The 16,080-nt window shown below is 65.4% G+C and carries 17 protein-coding genes; 5 read left to right on the forward strand and 12 right to left on the reverse strand.

All coding sequences use genetic code 11. The features are described from left to right. Positions 1-54 precede the first annotated feature (54 nt). Genes ABFA30_RS12325 through ABFA30_RS12340 form a run of 4 tightly spaced genes read right to left on the reverse strand, consistent with a single transcriptional unit; the run spans position 55 to position 3,744 of the window. Positions 55-453: a PPC domain-containing DNA-binding protein gene (locus tag ABFA30_RS12325; protein WP_225789197.1), complete on the reverse strand. Its 399-nt coding sequence runs from the start codon at positions 451-453 to the stop codon at positions 55-57. Continuing rightward, positions 450-1,001, reverse strand: a complete 552-nt coding sequence (locus ABFA30_RS12330) for a hypothetical protein (RefSeq protein ID WP_225789198.1) — start codon at positions 999-1,001, stop codon at positions 450-452. Before ABFA30_RS12330 ends, ABFA30_RS12325 begins: the two co-directional genes overlap by 4 nt. Then, positions 998-2,578 (reverse strand): acyl-CoA synthetase, encoded by a 1,581-nt coding sequence (locus ABFA30_RS12335; RefSeq protein ID WP_225789199.1) that lies wholly within the window; start codon positions 2,576-2,578, stop codon positions 998-1,000. The genes ABFA30_RS12330 and ABFA30_RS12335 overlap by 4 nt, the downstream gene beginning before the upstream one ends. Then, entirely contained in the window at positions 2,578-3,744 is a 1,167-nt protein-coding gene (locus ABFA30_RS12340; RefSeq protein ID WP_225789200.1) for an acetyl-CoA acetyltransferase, read from the reverse strand. Before ABFA30_RS12340 ends, ABFA30_RS12335 begins: the two co-directional genes overlap by 1 nt. A gap of 397 nt (positions 3,745-4,141) precedes the next feature. On the opposite strand from ABFA30_RS12340, the gene ABFA30_RS12345 reads away from it, so the two are divergent. Genes ABFA30_RS12345 through ABFA30_RS12355 form a run of 3 tightly spaced genes read left to right on the forward strand, consistent with a single transcriptional unit; the run spans position 4,142 to position 7,857 of the window. Beyond that, entirely contained in the window at positions 4,142-5,173 is a 1,032-nt protein-coding gene (locus tag ABFA30_RS12345) for a TRAP transporter substrate-binding protein (RefSeq protein ID WP_225789201.1), read from the forward strand. Then, the gene (locus ABFA30_RS12350) at positions 5,170-7,053 is read left to right on the forward strand and encodes a TRAP transporter large permease subunit (RefSeq protein WP_410045494.1); all 1,884 of its coding nucleotides are present in this window, start codon (positions 5,170-5,172) and stop codon (positions 7,051-7,053) included. The genes ABFA30_RS12345 and ABFA30_RS12350 overlap by 4 nt, the downstream gene beginning before the upstream one ends. Positions 7,054-7,065: 12 nt before the next feature. Next, positions 7,066-7,857: an SDR family NAD(P)-dependent oxidoreductase gene (locus ABFA30_RS12355; protein WP_410045495.1), complete on the forward strand. Its 792-nt coding sequence runs from the start codon at positions 7,066-7,068 to the stop codon at positions 7,855-7,857. A 140-nt stretch (positions 7,858-7,997) separates the two neighbouring features. On the opposite strand, the gene ABFA30_RS12360 is transcribed toward ABFA30_RS12355, so the two are convergent. Beyond that, complete coding sequence (locus ABFA30_RS12360) at positions 7,998-8,921, reverse strand: LysR family transcriptional regulator (protein ID WP_225789204.1); 924 nt, start codon at positions 8,919-8,921, stop codon at positions 7,998-8,000. A 158-nt stretch (positions 8,922-9,079) separates the two neighbouring features. Here ABFA30_RS12360 and ABFA30_RS12365 point away from each other — a divergent pair, with 158 nt between their 5' ends. Beyond that, the gene (locus ABFA30_RS12365; protein WP_410045496.1) at positions 9,080-10,126 is read left to right on the forward strand and encodes a sigma-54-dependent Fis family transcriptional regulator; all 1,047 of its coding nucleotides are present in this window, start codon (positions 9,080-9,082) and stop codon (positions 10,124-10,126) included. An 84-nt stretch (positions 10,127-10,210) separates the two neighbouring features. Further along, positions 10,211-10,993 carry an SDR family NAD(P)-dependent oxidoreductase gene (locus ABFA30_RS12370; RefSeq protein ID WP_410045497.1) on the forward strand — a complete coding sequence of 261 codons (783 nt, stop codon included), beginning with the start codon at positions 10,211-10,213 and terminating at the stop codon, positions 10,991-10,993. 33 nt (positions 10,994-11,026) lie between these two features. Here the strand turns inward: ABFA30_RS12370 and ABFA30_RS12375 are convergent, their stop codons facing one another. From ABFA30_RS12375 to ABFA30_RS12405, 7 genes are all read right to left on the reverse strand, one after another. Then, positions 11,027-11,989, reverse strand: a complete 963-nt coding sequence (locus tag ABFA30_RS12375; RefSeq protein ID WP_253080568.1) for a glutathione S-transferase family protein — start codon at positions 11,987-11,989, stop codon at positions 11,027-11,029. 96 nt (positions 11,990-12,085) lie between these two features. Continuing rightward, positions 12,086-13,069 (reverse strand): glycosyl transferase family protein, encoded by a 984-nt coding sequence (locus tag ABFA30_RS12380; protein ID WP_225789244.1) that lies wholly within the window; start codon positions 13,067-13,069, stop codon positions 12,086-12,088. A gap of 14 nt (positions 13,070-13,083) precedes the next feature. After that, the gene (locus tag ABFA30_RS12385; RefSeq protein WP_225789208.1) at positions 13,084-13,419 is read right to left on the reverse strand and encodes a TusE/DsrC/DsvC family sulfur relay protein; all 336 of its coding nucleotides are present in this window, start codon (positions 13,417-13,419) and stop codon (positions 13,084-13,086) included. Continuing rightward, entirely contained in the window at positions 13,416-13,712 is a 297-nt protein-coding gene (gene tusB, locus ABFA30_RS12390; RefSeq protein WP_225789209.1) for a sulfurtransferase complex subunit TusB, read from the reverse strand. The genes ABFA30_RS12385 and tusB overlap by 4 nt, the downstream gene beginning before the upstream one ends. Continuing rightward, a complete protein-coding gene (gene tusC, locus ABFA30_RS12395; protein ID WP_225789210.1) occupies positions 13,712-14,071 on the reverse strand; it encodes a sulfurtransferase complex subunit TusC in 360 nt (119 codons plus the stop codon). The genes tusB and tusC overlap by 1 nt, the downstream gene beginning before the upstream one ends. A 1-nt stretch (position 14,072) precedes the next feature. Further along, positions 14,073-14,465 (reverse strand): sulfurtransferase complex subunit TusD, encoded by a 393-nt coding sequence (gene tusD, locus ABFA30_RS12400; RefSeq protein WP_225789211.1) that lies wholly within the window; start codon positions 14,463-14,465, stop codon positions 14,073-14,075. Positions 14,466-14,556: 91 nt separating this feature from the next. Continuing rightward, complete coding sequence (locus ABFA30_RS12405) at positions 14,557-15,936, reverse strand: nucleobase:cation symporter-2 family protein (protein ID WP_225789212.1); 1,380 nt, start codon at positions 15,934-15,936, stop codon at positions 14,557-14,559. Positions 15,937-16,080 lie beyond the last annotated feature (144 nt).

Raw genomic sequence — 16,080 nt, forward strand, 5'->3', positions numbered from 1 at the left:
CGGGCGCAAGGGGGCTGGACGCGCTGGCGCCCAGGGTGTGACGTTGGGTAGGGGTCAGTCAGGCAGCCATTCCTGAAGGGTCAGTTCGACGGTGATGAACGATAGGTTGCGGCCTCTTTGCAGCCGGCCGGCGAAGATATTGCCATCGGCATCGGCGACCACCGCCTGCAGGCGGCTTTCACCGGCTGCGATCTCGCCGCTGAGGCTGAGGATTTCCACCCCCGGCCCAGGCACATGGATAGCCTGCATGCCGTTGTGGCCCAGGTAGTGCAACTGGGCGTCGATCAGGCTGCCCAGGCCGCCGCGGACCACGGCCAGGCGGATGCCGTGGCTTGCGCACAGGGCTTCGGCACTGTCGATGATGTCTTCGTTGGGCTTGAGTCGGGCCACCACCAGGCGGCCCAGGCGGCCGCTCTGTACCTGGGACTCGGTTTGGCTCGCTGCAAGGTTCATGAGGCCTCCTGGAACACCGGGTGGAGCAGGTTGAAGTGGGTTTCCGCGTCGGGCTGTACCTGGTAGGCGACCTGCTCGAACAGGCACAGGCGCAGCACCAGGGGGTCGCTGCCGACCACCAGCCGGTCGAGTACCAAATGGCCGCCGTGTTGCTGGCCGTGGCGGTCGATGAAGCCGGCGTGGCAGTGCAATAAGGGGGCGCCGCGGGCATCTCGACCCACGGTCAATGCACCGCTGATGAAGGTGATGCAGCCGTCCAGCTCCACCGGGCGGCCATAATCGTACGGGCGTTGTGTGTCGCGGGTAGTGACCATGCGGTGATAGCTCAACCGCGCCGCGGTACCACACAGGATGCGCCCCACCGCGCTGCGGTAGCTGTGCCCGCTGAGGGCGTCGAGCAAGGCCGAGGCGACGTTGCAGGCCTGTGGCAGGACGATGCGCAGTTCCTCGCAATCGGCCACTTCGCAGTCCAGCAAGCGCGGCTGCTTGGGTTGGCCGCTGTGAATGAAATGGCGCACGCCGGCGTGCTGTTCGAAGTGCGGGGTCATAGGGCAGGCTCCTCGCAGGCATCGAGCAGGGCGCGGATCTGCTTCTTGACGATCTTGCCGTAGCCCGATTTGGGCATGGTTTTCCAGCGCACGAAGCGCTTGGGCCATTTGTAGCGGGCCAGGCGCGGCTCCAGGTGAGCCAGCAACTGTTCGTCACTGACCTGCTCGGTGGTGACGATCACCGCGCAACCGCACTCGCCCCATTTTTCGTCCGGCAGGCCGAGCACCGCCACTTCGTTGACCGCCGGATGGGTCAGCAGTGCTTCCTCGATCTCGCGTGGGTAGACGTTCGAGCCGCCGGAGATGTACATGTCCGAGGCGCGCCCGGTGATGAACAGGTAACCCTGCTCGTCGACATGGCCCAGGTCGCCGGTGTGGAACCAACCATGGCGAAAGCAGGCGGCGTTGGCCTGCGGGTTGTCGTAGTAGCCGGCGAACACCGCCGGGCCGCGCACGCAGATCTCGCCATCGCTGCCAGTGGGCAGTTCGTTGCCCTGCTCGTCGAGGATCGCCACCTGCATACCGGTGCGCGGGTAACCGCAGGAGCCGACCTTGGCCCATGGGCTGTCCTCGGCATCGTGGCAGTCGGCGGGCAGCACGGTGATATTGCCCGTCACCTCGCCCAGCCCGTAGTACTGCACCAGCACCTTGCCCAAGGTGCGCAGGGCGTGGCACTGGTCGGCGCGGTACATGGGCGCGCCAGCGTAGATGACATAGCGCAGGCTGCTGTGATCATGGCGAGCGACCGCTTCATCCTCGGTGAGCATCTTGACGATGGTCGGCACGGTGAACAGGTTGTCGACCTTGTGTCGTTCCACCAGCCGCCAGGCCTCGTCGCAGTCCAGCCGGTCGCTGGAAGGCAGGATGCAGGCAGCGCCGCGGGCGACGTTGACCAGCGCGTGGATACCGGCGCCATGCGACAGCGGTGCCAGCACCAGCGAGCGGGATCGCTGGGTGAGGCCCGGCATGAGGTCGGCGAGGTGGTTGTTGACCACGAATGCCATCTGCCCGTGGGTCAGCACGCCAGCTTTGGGGTGGCCCGTGGTGCCTGAGGTGTAGAAGAACCACAGTGGGTCGTGATAGAGCACCTCGGCCGGGCGGAAGCTGGGCTGCAGCGCTGCGCCCTGGTCGAGCAGTTGGTCGTAGCCCAGCTCACCCGTGCGCGGCGTGCCGATGGCGATCACCAGGCGCAACGCCGCCGAGGCTTCGCGAACGGCGTCCACGTAGTGGGCGAAGCCTTCGTCGTAGAGCATCGCCACCGCGCCGCTGGAACTGCCCAGGTAGGCCGCCTCGGGCGGTGTGATGCGCACATTGGTCGGTACCCAGACCATGCCCAGGCGGAAGGCGACCCAGGCGCTCTCGAACAATTGCAGGTTGTTGCGCGAATGCACCAGCAGGCGGTCGCCCTTGCCCAGCCCCTTGGCGCGCAGCGCAGCGGCCACGCTGTCGACACGGTTGAGCAATTGGCGCCAGCTGTAGCGTTGGTGGCCGCGAATGAACCCCGGTTCGTCGGGTAGCCGGCGGGCAGTTTGCGCCAGCAGTTCACCGAGGTTCATGACGTTGTCGATACCGGTCATCACACAGCCTCCAGAATGCTCACGTAGTTGGTGACAGCAGCGCCGCCCATGTTGAACACACCAGCACGGTCGGCACGGGACAGTTGCATATCGCCGGCTTGGCCGCTGAGCTGCATGGCGGCCATCACGTGCATCGACACGCCGGTGGCCCCGATCGGGTGGCCCTTGGACTTGAGCCCGCCCGACGGGTTGATCGGCAGGCGGCCGTCCTTGTGGCTGATACCTTCCTTGATCACCCGCGCACCCTGGCCAGGCTCGGCCAGGCCCATGGCCTCGTACTCGAGCAGCTCGGCGATGGTGAAGCAATCGTGGGTCTCCACCAGCGACAGGTCGGCCAGGGTCATCCCGGCCTGGGCCAGGGCTTGCCGCCAGGCGCGTGCGGCGCCCTCGAACACGGTAGGGTCGCGGCGCGACAGCGGCAGGTAGTCGTTGACTTGCACCGCGGCCCGGAAGCGCACGGTGTTGCGCTGGCTATCGCCCAGGTCGGCACGGCTGACCACCAGCGCCGCAGCGCCGTCGGTGATCAGCGAGCAGTCGCTGCGCTTGAGTGGGCCGGCGACGAAGGGGTTTTTCTCCGAGGGTGTGCGGCAAAAGTCGAAGCCCAAGTCGCGGCGCATGTGGGCGAAGGCATTGAGTGCGCCATTGGCGTGGTTTTTCGCCGCGATCATGGCCAGGGCGTCGGACTGGTCGCCATGGCGGGCGAAATAGGCGCTGGCGATGTTGCCGAACACGCCGGCGAAGCCGTTTTCGATCTGCGCTTCTTCGCGCGCATAGCAGCACTTGAGGAGGATGCGACCGACCTCCGCAGTCGGCAGGCCGTTCATCTTCTCGAAGCCCACCACCAGGGCATGCCGGGAGTGGCCGCTGAGCACCGCCTGCAGCGCCGAATGGATCGCCGCCGAACCTGTGGAACAGGCGTTCTCCAGGCGTACCGACGGGGTGAAACGCAGCGCTGGCAGGTGATTGGCCAGCAGTGCGGAGGGGAAGTCCTGGTAGAGCAGGCCGGCGTTGAAGTGGCCGACGTGGACCGAGTCGATCTGCTCGGCCTCGAGCCCCGCATGGCTGAGCGCGCCGATGGCGGCGTCGGCCATCATCTGCTCGGGGTCGATCTCGGGGAACTTGCCGAAGGGGGAGTGGTACCAGCCGCGGATGACGGGCGAATCCATGAGGTGCGTCCTCGCTTGATGTGGTTTGCGAGGTCGATAGCAAGGGCGGTGCCAAGGTCCGGGCAGGCCTCTGGCGTGCGGCTTTGCCGCCAACCCAGGGGTTCGCACGGTAGCCGTGGGCATCGAACAGGTGTCGCCTTTGCCGAGCAGGCGACAGTTCAGGGAGACACCTGTCACTTCCCGTCGGCACATCGGGTGTCAAGCCAGCGGTGCGCTCGCCAGCCGCAGATAAATAAATTCTTTCGTCAAAACATAGGCTTGAATGAATCCTGGCATATTCGGCGACAGGCATGGCCGCACCTTGCAAAGGGGTGGCACTCGTATTGCTAACAACAACGTCACCGTCGCCGTATTCCAGCAACTCGATCAATAAGAACAACTAGGTCAGGAGAGCTTCATGAGCGATTTCACCCGCCGTTCCTTCATCAAGACGGCCTCCATGGCATCGGCCGCCGTCGCTGCCGCCGGTCTGGGCCTGTACAGCGGCAGCAGCCGCGCCGCGGACTTCAAGTTGAAGTTCGCCAACAACCTGCCGATCAGCCACCCGATGAACATCCGCGCCCGGGAGATGGCCAAGGCCATCAAGGAAGAAACCAACGGCGCCCTCAGCGTGCAGGTGTTTCCCAGCAGCCAGTTGGGCAGCGACACCGACACCCTGGCCCAGGTGCGTTCCGGCGCGGTCGACCTGTTCTCGCTGTCGCCAGTGATTCTTGGCACGTTGGTGCCTTCGGTACAGATCAGCGCGGTGGGTTTTGCCTTCAAGGACTATTCACAGGTGTGGAGCGCCATGGACGGCGCGCTGGGCGCCCATGTGCGCAATGAAATCGCCAAGACCGGCACGCTGTTCGCCTACGAACGCATGTGGGACAACGGCTTCCGGGTCACCACTACCAGTACCCGGCCGGTGGCCACCCCCGACGACCTGCGTGCGATGAAGCTGCGCGTGCCGCCCAGCCCGATCATCATGTCGATTTTCCGTGCCCTGGACGCCGCTCCGACCAGCATCAACTTCGCTGAAGTCTACTCGGCCTTGCAGACGCGCATCGTCGAGGGGCAGGAAAATCCGTTGACCCTGGTGGCTTCGGCCAAGCTCTACGAAGTGCAGAAGTACTGTTCGTTGACCAACCATGTCTGGGACGGTTTCTGGATGCTTGGCAACAGCGCCTCCATCGGCCGCCTGCCGGCCGAGCTCCAGGCGGTGCTGCGCAAGCACATCGACGCGGCGGTGCTGGCCCAGCGCGAAGACCTCGCCAAGCTCGAAGGCAGTACCCGCGATACCCTCAAGGCACAAGGCCTGGAGCTGGTCGAAGCACCAGCCGAACCGTTCCGCGAGAAGTTACGCAACGGTAACTACTACGCGCACTGGCACGAAAAGTTCGGCGATGAAGCCTGGGCCATTCTCGAGCAGTTCTCCGGGAAGCTGGCATGATGAGCGCCCCAGCGGTCACGGCCTCCAACCTTCCACAGCGCCTGCCGGCCCGGGTGCTGATCCGCTTGAACACCTGGACCATGCGCGTGGTCGGGGTGATCGCCGTCGCCTTGATGGTGATAGAGACCTTGGTGCTGCTGGCGGGTGTTATCGCGCGCTATGTGCTGCACAGCCCGTTGATCTGGTCCGATGAGCTGGCGTCGTCGCTGTTCATCTGGTTGTCGATGTTCGGCGCGGTGCTGGCGCTGGACCGCGGCGAGCACATGCGTATGTCGGCGGTGGTCAACAAGCTGCCCGCTGCCTGGCGCGGCTTCAGTGAAACTTTGTCGGCGCTGATCGTCTGTCTGTTCGTGGCGCTGATCATCTCGCCCGCCATGCAGCATTCCCATGAACAGATGTGGATCACCACGCCGGCCTTGGGCATTCCCGATGGCGTGCGCGCGGCGGCGCTGCCGGTGGGCGCGGTGCTCATGCTGCTGGCGGCGGTGGCGCGCATGGCGCGTTACTCGACCGTGCGCCAGTTCATGGCCGGGTTGGGCGTGGTGGCGGTGGTGGCAGGCGTGCTGTGGTTGGCACAGCCGCTGCTGGAGCAGATGGGCAACTACAACCTGGTGGTGTTCTTCCTGGTGCTGCTGGGCGCTTGCGTGTTCGGCGGCATCCCCATCGCCTTCGCCTTTGGCACCGCGACCATGGCCTACTTGGCCTTGGCGACCCATGCGCCATTGTCGATCGTGGTCGGACGCATGGATGAAGGCATGTCGCACATGGTGCTGTTGGCGGTACCGCTGTTTGTGCTGCTGGGCGTGGTGCTGCAGCTCTCCGGCATGGCGCGTACCCTGATCGACTTCATGGCCTCGCTGCTCGGGCATGTGCGCGGTGGCCTGCAGTATGTGTTGCTGGGTGCGATGTTCCTGGTCTCCGGTATTTCTGGTTCCAAGGTGGCCGACATGGCGGCTGTGGCGCCAGCGTTGTTCCCGGAGATGAAACGCCGCGGGTCCAAGCCCGAGGAACTGGCGGCGCTACTGTCGGCTACCGGGGCGATGACCGAGACCATTCCGCCGAGCCTGGTGCTGATCACCATTGGTGCGGTCTGCAGTGTGTCGATCACCGCGCTGTTCATCGGTGGGTTGATGCCGGCGGTGGTCGCCACCGTGGCTATCGCGGTGGTGTGTTGGTGGCGCTCGCGCAAGGAGCAGGGGCCCAGGATCGAACGCGCGCCGCTGTCGCGTGTGGGCAAGACTTTCCTGATCGCCTTGCCGGCGCTGGCCCTGCCATTGCTGATTCGCTTCGCTGTGCTGGAGGGCGCGGCCACCGCCACCGAGGTATCGACCATCGGCGTGGCCTACGTGGTACTGGTCGGCCTGGCGATGCACCTGTTCATGCGCCATATCGAGTGGCGCAGGCTGTACCCGATGCTGCTCGAGGCTGCGGCGTTGTCCGGGGCCATCCTGCTGATCATCGGCATGGCCTCGGCCATGGCCTGGGCGCTGACCCAGTCGGGCTTCTCCAATTCGCTGGTCGAGCTGATCGAGGAGATCCCTGGCGGCACCTTGGGCTTCATGTTCGTCACCATCATTGTGTTCCTGGTGCTGGGCAGTGTGCTCGAAGGCATCCCGGCCATCGTGCTGTTCGGCCCGTTGATGTTCCCGCTGGCCGAAATGCTCGGCATCCACCCGGTGCACTACGCCATGGTGGTGATCCTGGCCATGGGCGTGGGGCTGTTCGCACCACCGCTGGGGGTGGGCTTCTATGCCGCTTGCGCCATCAGCAAGACATCGTCCGATCATGTCATTCGCAGGGTCTGGGGCTATCTGGGGGCCTTGCTGGTGGCCCTGGTGATCGTCGCCTGTTTCCCGTGGATTTCCATTGGTTTCCTCTAAGAGAGTCCTATCATGAGCCAAGCTGCGACAACCACAATCAACTGGCCGGCCGAGGGCCGGGTAGCCCTGGTGACCGGGGCGGCGATGGGCATCGGCGCGGCCATCGCCGAGCGCCTGGGGCACGATGGCCACACCGTGGTAGTGGCCGATATCAACCTGGCGGCAGCCGAAGAAACGGCGGCGGGGCTGCAGGCCCAGGGCATCGATGCCCTGGCCATGGTCATCGACATCGGTGACCCGCAATCCATCGCTGTGTTGTTCGACACCCTGCGTACGCGCTGCGGGCGTTGCGATGTACTGGTCAACAATGCCGGTGTCGCCCGCACCCAGGCGTTTCTGGAGACCGACCTGGAGGGCTGGCAGCGGGTGATGAACATCAACCTGACCGGCACCTTGTTGTGCAGCCAGCAGGCGGCCCTGCTGATGCGCGAGCAAGGCTGGGGGAGGGTGATCAATGTCGCCTCGATCAGTGGCATGCGCGCGAGCATGGGGCGTACCGCCTACGGCACGTCCAAGGCGGCGGTGATCGGCCTGACCCGGCAGATGGCCATCGAATTGGCCGAGCATGGCATCACCGTCAATGGCATTGCTCCAGGGCCGGTGGATACGCCGCTGACCCGAACCCTGCATTCGGCGGCCACGCGCGAGTCTTACGCCCGGACGGTGCCGCTGCGCCGTTACGGAACGCCGGCGGAGATGGCGGGGGCGGTGGCCTTCCTGGCGTCGGAAGATGCCTCGTATATCAGCGGGCACGTGATCCCGGTGGATGGCGGGTTCATGGCTTCGGGGATCCTGGAGATCTGAGCTGAGCCACTGTAGGAGATTGCCCAGCCCTTTCGGTCCCTGTCCTCTGCGCGACAGCGTAGCCCGAAGGGCTGGGTGATCTCCCACAGGAACCGTTGCGACGATAGTTTTTTCTAAGAATCCCTATTGCCCACTCACGGTCAATGTTCGAGCGCCCGCCGTGCGTCGTCCTCCTGTGTCGCCTGCTCCCCAGCCTGCCGCGCCGTTTCCACGAATGTGGCAATGCACGGGTTGTGGTTATCCGCCTTCCACACCGCCACCACTTCGATCACCGGCGCATCACGCAGTGGCCGGAAGGTCGTGCTGGCCAGGCGCATGTTGCGCATCGAGCGCGGCACTATCGCCACCCCCAGGCCTTCGCCCACCAGGTTGACGATGGTCTGCTGCATGTTGATCTCCATGCCGATGTTCGGCGTCACGCCGTGCTGCAGGCAGTAACCGCAGATCATGTCGTGCAGGGCCGGGGCGATGCGCCGAGGAACGATGATGAAGCTCTCGCCCGCCAGGTCACGGGGCTCGACCATCGCCCGCTGGGCCAGGCGATGGGCCGGTGGCAAGACCAGGGTCATTTCCTCGCGGTACAGGGTCATGGTCTCCAGCCCCGAACAGTCCTGGGGGCGGTACATGATCGCGACGTCCTTGTTGCCACTGCTGATGTCCTGGGCCAGGTCCAGCGGCAGGGTTTCGGTCAGTTTCAGGTCGACCTGCGGATACAGCGCCGCGTAGCGCCGGGTGATGGCCGGGGTGATGCTGTAGGCGGTGGACATCATGAAACCGACCGACAGAGCCCCGGCCGCACCGCGGGCTGCGGCGAGGGCGTTGCGTTTGGCCTGCTCGAAGGCGGCGAACACCGTGCCGGTGTCCAGGTAGAAGCGCTGCCCGGCTTCGGTCAGTTCCACGCGCCGGCGCGAACGATCGAACAGCTTGACCCCAAGCTCCTCTTCCAGCAGGGCGATCTGCCGCGACAGCGGTGGCTGGGAAATGTGCAGGCGTTCTGCGGCACGGCCGAAGTGCAGGGTCTCGGCCAGGGTACGGAAGTACTGCAGGTGGCGGAGTTCGATCATGATGCTCGCAAAGGTATCAATGGATGCTTGATTATGTATTGGAAAATATAAGTGAGCCTCCCTAATGTGCAAGTGCAACACCCCATCGGCTTCGGCAACGCCATAAGCGTTGCCCGTCGACATAGTCACGAGCTATAGAACAACAAAAGGTGACGCTGATGCCCTCGCTGACCGAACCTGCTGTGCTTGCTCCCACCCCCGTAGTGCCCGAAACCGATATTGCCCATGACAGCGACCCTCAGGTACGCCAGGCCTTTCGCCGTGCGCTGCGCCTGATGGAGCGCGGCATCGCCGTGTTGATCCGCGGCGAAACTGGCACCGGCAAGGAAATTCTTGCCCGCGCCCTGCATGCCCATAGCCAGCGCCGTGCCGCGCAACTGGTGGCGCTCAACTGTGCGTCGATCCCGCAAACCCTGATCGAGAGCGAGCTGTTCGGCTATACCCGCGGCGCTTTCTCCGGGGCGCTGCCTGGCGGCAAGAAGGGCAAGGTGCAACAGGCCGACGGCGGTACGCTGTTTCTCGATGAGATCGGCGATATGCCCTACGAGCAGCAGACCCGCCTGCTGCGGGTGATCGCCGAGCGCGAGGTCACCCCGTTGGGCGGCGAGCGCAGCCTGCCGGTGAACTTCGCGCTGGTCTGTGCGACTCACCAGGACCTTGCGGCCCGGGTCGCCGATGGCAGCTTCCGCGAGGACCTGTTCTATCGTATCGCCACCGGCGTCGTGCACTTGCCGCCGTTGCGCGAGCGCAGCGACCGTGGCGAGTTGTTGTACAACATGGTCGCCCACGAGTTGCCCGGCCGCGATCCACGCCAGGTGATCAGCGCTGAAGCATGGTCGTTGCTGTTGAGCCATGCCTGGCCCGGCAACCTGCGGCAGATGCGCGCCGTGGTGCGCTACGCCTGCGCGGTGATGGAAGGCACGCGAATCCAGCGTGGCGACCTGCCGGTAGATTTCCTGGCGCAACTGGGCGGCACTGCCATCGTGCCCCGGCCAGCGCTGCCGAACGTCACGCCAATCCGCCCGCAGCGCTCGGGCGACGAGCGTGCCAGCGTGCTCGAGGTGCTGCAGGCCTGTCGTTGGAACATGTCTGCCGCGGCCCGTGAGCTGGGTATCTGCCGGCCGTCGTTATATCGGGTATTGCGACGCCTGGATATCCCGCCGCTCAAGGAGCAATTGGCACTCGGTGCCTGCCGCAGCGCCTGATCCATCGTTATCGCTGTTTTTACATCATGCCCCCTGGGATGCAGGGGGTGGGCCTGGCTTCGTCCACATCAAGGGAAAACAACTATGAATGCCCCTGTTGTCTATGCACCTCTGAACTTCACCTTGGCCAACCGCACCGCGCTGGTCACTGGTGCTGCGCGCGGCATCGGCTACGCCATCGCCGTGGCGCTTGGCCACTGCGGTGCGCGGGTGGCCCTGGCCGACCTCGAACCGGAAGCCGTCGAGCGTGCCGCCGGCCTATTGCGTGAACAAGGTATCCAGGCGCTTGGATTGGGTGTGGATGTGGCCGACGAGGAGCAGGTGCGGGCCATGGTCGATCAGGTCGAGCGGCGCTTGGGCGGGGTCGATATCCTGGTCAACAACGCCGGCATCGTTTCCACTGCACCGCTGCTGGAGTTGACGACCGAGGAGTGGAACCGGGTCATGGCGATTGATCTCAATAGCGTGTTCTTCTGCGTCAAGGCGGTGCTGCCGGGGATGATGGCACGACGCGGCGGGCGCATCATCAACATTGCCTCGGTTGCCGGCAAGCGTGGCGGCGGGTTGTTGGGCAACAGCTGCTACGCGGCGGCCAAGGGCGCGGTGATTGCGCTGACCAAGGGCCTGGCGCGTGAGGCCGGGCCCTTCGATGTGACCGTCAATGCGGTTTCGCCAGCATTGACGGACACCGAGATGACCAGCGTGCTGGCGCCCCAGGCCCGGGCCCAGGTGCTGGCCCAGATGCCGCTGGGGCGCGCCGGTACGCCGCGAGACATTGCGGCGGCGGTGTGTTTCCTGTCATCGGCGGAGGCGGGATTCGTCACCGGCGAGATCATGGATGTGGATGGCGGCTTCATGCGCGATTGACGCGCGACAAGTCCTTCGGCCAGAACAGAAATTTCAATGAGCCTGCCAGATACCACGGCCTGGCAGGCGCTCGCGGTCATGCGCCAGGTTGAAATCCTGCAGCGGCCCCTTGGGCACGATGCCGTTCGGGTTGATGGTCTTGTGGCTCATGTAGTAGTGCTTCTGGATATGCGCCATGTTCACCGTTGCCGCCACCCCTGGCCACTGATACAGCTCGCGCAACCAGTTGGACAGGTTCGGGTGGTCGGCGAGCCGGCGCAGGTTGCACTTGAAGTGGCCGTGGTACACCGCGTCGAAGCGCACCAGGGTGGTGAACAGGCGTACATCGGCCTCGGTCAGGTACTCGCCAGCCAGGTAACGCTGGCGGCTTAGCAGCTGTTCCAGATGATCCAACTCGTTGAACACGTCTTCGAACGCGGCCTCGTAGGCCTCCTGTGTCGTGGCGAAGCCCGCACGGTAGACGCCGTTGTTCACCGCCGGGTAGATACGTTCGTTGAGCGTATCGATGGTCGCACGCAGCGGCTCGGGGTAGAGGTCCAGGCGGTTGCCGGTCAGTTCGTCGAAGGCACTGTTGAAGATGCGGATGATCTCGGCCGACTCGTTGTTGACGATACGTCGTTCCTGCTTGTCCCACAGCACCGGTACGGTCACGCGCCCGGTATAGTGCGGGTCGTCCTGGGTATAGCGCTGGTGCAGGTACTGGAGGTCGTCCAGCTGATCGCCCGTGGAGCCCTGTTGCTGGTCGAAGGTCCAGCCTTGCTCGCCCATCAACCAACTGACCACCGACACGTCGATCAGCGGCTCCAGGCCCTTGAGGGCGCGAAAGATCAGGGTGCGGTGCGCCCAGGGGCAGGCCAGCGACACATACAGGTGGTAGCGCCCGGCTTCGGCGGCGGGCAGCGGGTTGCGGCGCTGGGCATTCTCGCGCTGGAAGGCGCCGTCCTTGCTGTTCTGGTACCACTGGTCATGCCAGCGGCCGTCGATCAAAAGGCCCATGGTGAGCTCCTCGGAACACAATCGTTGGTCGTTGGAGCCCAGTCTAGGCAAAAGCGTTCGAATGAATAGCGCAAAGACTGCACTGATCGGATCGAATTATTCGATGTTCTTGCGACCCGCCCAGTAGCCGCGAGCCGTCTCGAAGGCCGTTTCACGCTCCTGGCCAAGCCCGCGCAGGGCCAGGGCCATGGTCGCCACCACGGCCAACTCGCCGTAGCTGTCCCCGGCCTCGCCGCGCCATACCGTCAGCAGGTGCTCCGGCTGCAGGCTGGCCGGCTTGACATGCCGCTGGGCGCTCAGCGCTGGCCATTCCTCATCCCAGGCTTCGCCGCCCGTGGTGCCATAGAGATGACTGGCCACGTCCGGGTTGATCTCGATTTCGCCACCATCGCCCTTGATGACTACGCTATGGTCGCCGAGCAGGCGGCTGGCTTCGCGGTGCACCGCCTGGTAGCCAGGGTGGAAGATACTCTGCAGGCCGCAGCGCGCATTCAGCGGGTTGAGCACCCGGGCCAGGGAGTGGATCGGCGAGCGCAGGCCGAGGGTGTTGCGCAGGTCGATCATCCGTTGCAGCGGCGGGGCCCAGTCCTGCAATGGGGCGAACGCCAGGCGGCGCTCGTCCAGGGCATTGGCCACCGACGGCCAGTCGCGGCACAGGGGGATCTCCAGCAGGGCCAGCAACTGCTCGGTGTACAGCCGCCCGGCGGTATGCGCGCCACCGCCGTGAAGGAGGATACGCACGCCGTTGCCGGCCAGGCACTTGGCCGCCAGCAGGTACCAGGGCAGGTGGCGCTTCTTGCCGGCGTAGCTGGGCCAGTCCAGGTCCACGGCGATATTCGGGGCTTGCAGCTGGGCACGCAGGGCCTCGGTGAAGCCGGCCAGCTCTTCGGCGCTTTCTTCCTTGTGCCGCAGGAGCATGAGGAAGGCGCCGAGCTGGGTATCCTCGACCTTGCCCTCCAGCAGCAGGGTCATGGCTGCGCGGGCTTCTTCACGGGTCAGGCCGCGGGCACCACGCTTGCCTTTGCCGAGGATGCGCACGAATTCGGCGAAGGGGTGCTCGGCCGGGGTTTCCAGGGTCAGCGGTCGGGGTTCGGTCATATGCAATTGGTCGGCTTGGGCAGGCCCGCCAGCTTGGCGGCGAGTTTGGCGGGCGTGCCGTTGAACAGGCGGTTCAGGTGTGGGCTGTTACCTTTCTCCGGGCCCAGCTTGAGCGCGGTGTACTTGATCAGCGGGCGGGTGGCCGGCGACAGCTGGTATTCCTCGTAGAACTGGCGCAGCAGCTCGAGGATTTCCCAGTGGGCCTCGGTCAGCGGGATATCTTCGCGCGCGGCCAGGGCCTCGGCGACATCGCGGGACCAGTCTTGCAGGTCGACCAGGAAGCCGTCCTTGTCCAGGGCGATCTGCCGATCGCCGACAGTCAGGGTGCTCATAGCCAGGTATTGACCTTGTCGTAGTGCAGTGACAACGCGACGAAGGCCGGGTAGTCCACGGCCTTGGCAAGTTCGCCGGTGAGGGCGCGAGCCTGCAGGTCCTCGTCGAGGGCGAACAGACGCTGGCCCAGGCCGGCCGCTTGCAGCCGACGATACGGCTCGCTGCCGGCACGCAGGGCGTACACGGCATCACCGCATAGCAACAGGGCGTCATCGACGCCAAGCAGGCGCAGGCAACTGGCCAGGCGATCATCGCCGAAGGGCGAGTGGCTGATTACATGAAGGGTCGTCATCAGAGCGTCACCACCTGGTCGAAACGGGCAATCAAGGCCGACAGGGCCGCATCGTCCAGCACCTGCACCGGCAGCTCCAGGGCGCCGGCGTCCAGGCCGCGCTCGGACAGGCTGTGGCCACAGGCGAACAGCTCCTCGACGCCGAACATCGGCAGCGCCTGGAGGTTGGCGGCGAGGTTCTTCTGTTGCAGCGCGGCGGGTTGCTGGCCGGCGGCGAGCTGGAACACGCCATCATCGAGGAACAGCATGCCCAGGGGCAGGTCGAAGGCGCCGCCGGCCAGGGCGATATCCAGCGCCTCGCGGGCGCACGGGCCATTCCAAGGCGCCTGGCGGCTGATGATCAGCAGGGACTTGGCCATCTCAATCGCCTCCGAAGCAGACCAGGCGGTCGGCGACCTGCGCCGCCTCGTGCAGTTGACCCAGGCCGGACAGCTCCCACGGTGCCGGCAGGTTCACCGCCGGACGCTGGTAGCGGTTGGCCTCGGCTTCGTCGAGCACGCCCCGGCGCAGGGCCGCGGCGATGCACACCACGGCGTCGAGCTGGTGGGCACTGATGAAGGTGCGCCATTGGGCCGCCACGTCCAGTTCGTCCTGGGGGGCGACGATGTTGGCCGAGGCGCTGTGCACCCCGTCCTGGTAGAAGAACAGGCGGGCAATCTCGTGCCCGCCGGCCAGCGCCGCCTCGGCGAAGCGCAGGGCGCGCCGCGAAGAGGGCGCATGGGCCGGGGAAAAGACCGCGATGGCGAATTTCATGGGAAGCTCGTGCAAAGGAATGCGGCCATGATAAAGCAAAAAAGCCCGCACCTGTGTGGGCGCGGGCTTTGCAGGCCAGGCGAGGGGACGATCAGGCCGCTTCCTTGCCCTCGGGCAGGAACCAGTTCAGCACCAGCGCGCAGATGCCGCCAGTGGCCACGCCCGACTCCAGCACATTGCGCAGGGCGGCCGGCATGTGTGCGAGGAATTCCGGCACCTGCGCGACACCCAGGCCCAGGGCCAGGGAAACGGCGATGATCAATAGCGCCCGGCGATCGAGGCGGGTGCTGGCCAGGATATTGATGCCCGAGGCCGCCACCGCGCCGAACATCACCATGGCCGCGCCGCCGAGCACCGGCTCGGGCACCGCCTGGATCACCCCGGCGACACTGGGGAACAGGCCCAGCAGCACCAGCATGACAGCGATCCAGATACCGATGTGGCGGCTGGCGATGCCGGTCAGCTGGATGACGCCGTTGTTCTGGGCGAAGATCGAACTGGGGAAGGTATTGAACAACCCGGCCAGCAGCGAGTTGGCACCGTTGACCAGCACGCCGCCCTTGATCCGCTGCATCCACAGCGGGCCTTCGACTGGCTGGCGCGAGACCTTGCTGGTGGCCGTGACGTCGCCGATGGCCTCCAGCGACGTCACCAGGTAGATCACCAGCATCGGGATGAACAGCGCCCAAGAGAAGCCCAGGCCGAAGTGCAGCGGCACCGGCACCTGGAACAGCGCGGCCTCGTGCATGCCAGTGAAGTCCAGACGGCCCAGGTAGCCCGCCAGCGCGTAGCCCACGGCCAGGGCGATGACGATGGCACAGCTGCGCATCCACACCACCGGGATACGGTTGAGCACTACGATGATCGCCAGTACCACGCCCGACAGCAGCAGGTTCTCGCCGTTGGCGAAGGTGCCGTTGCCCATGGCGGCGAAGCCACCGCCCATGCTGATCAGGCCGACCTTGATCAGGGTCAGGCCGATCATCAGCACGACGATGCCGGTGACCAGCGGGGTGATCAGCCGCTTGATGAACGGCAGGATGCGCGAGACGCCCATTTCCACGAAGGAGCCCGCGATCACCACGCCGAAGATCGCCGCCATCACGCTTTCCACCGGCGTACCCTGCTTGACCATCAGCGCGCCACCGGCGATCAGCGGCCCGACGAAGTTGAAGCTGGTGCCCTGGACGATCAGCAGCCCCGCCCCGAACGGCCCGAAGCGCTTGCACTGGACGAAGGTGGCGATACCGGAGATCACCAGCGACATGGACACGATCAGGTTGGTGTCCCGTGGCGACACGCCCAGGGCCTGGCAGATCAGCAGGCCCGGCGTGACGATCGGCACGATGATCGCCAGCAGGTGCTGCAGCGCCGCCAGCAGCCCGATCAGCGGCCGCGGCTTGTCCTCCAGGCCGAGGACCAGTTCATTGGCAGGCGCCGCCGCGCCCGGCACGTGTTCGATGGAACTCATGGGAAAGCTGCCCCGGATGAAAAAAGGAGCGCATTCTACGGGGCTTGGAAGGTTAGGGGTAGAGGTACCCCGCTGGTGCGGGCAAGGACGCGATGGTTGGGGCCACCGCCAAGCAGACGGCCCCCCGCTTAACTGTCCGCCCCG

Source organism: Pseudomonas sp. HLMP (genome assembly GCF_046365545.1).
Taxonomy (GTDB): Bacteria; Pseudomonadota; Gammaproteobacteria; order Pseudomonadales; family Pseudomonadaceae; genus Aquipseudomonas; species Aquipseudomonas guariconensis_B.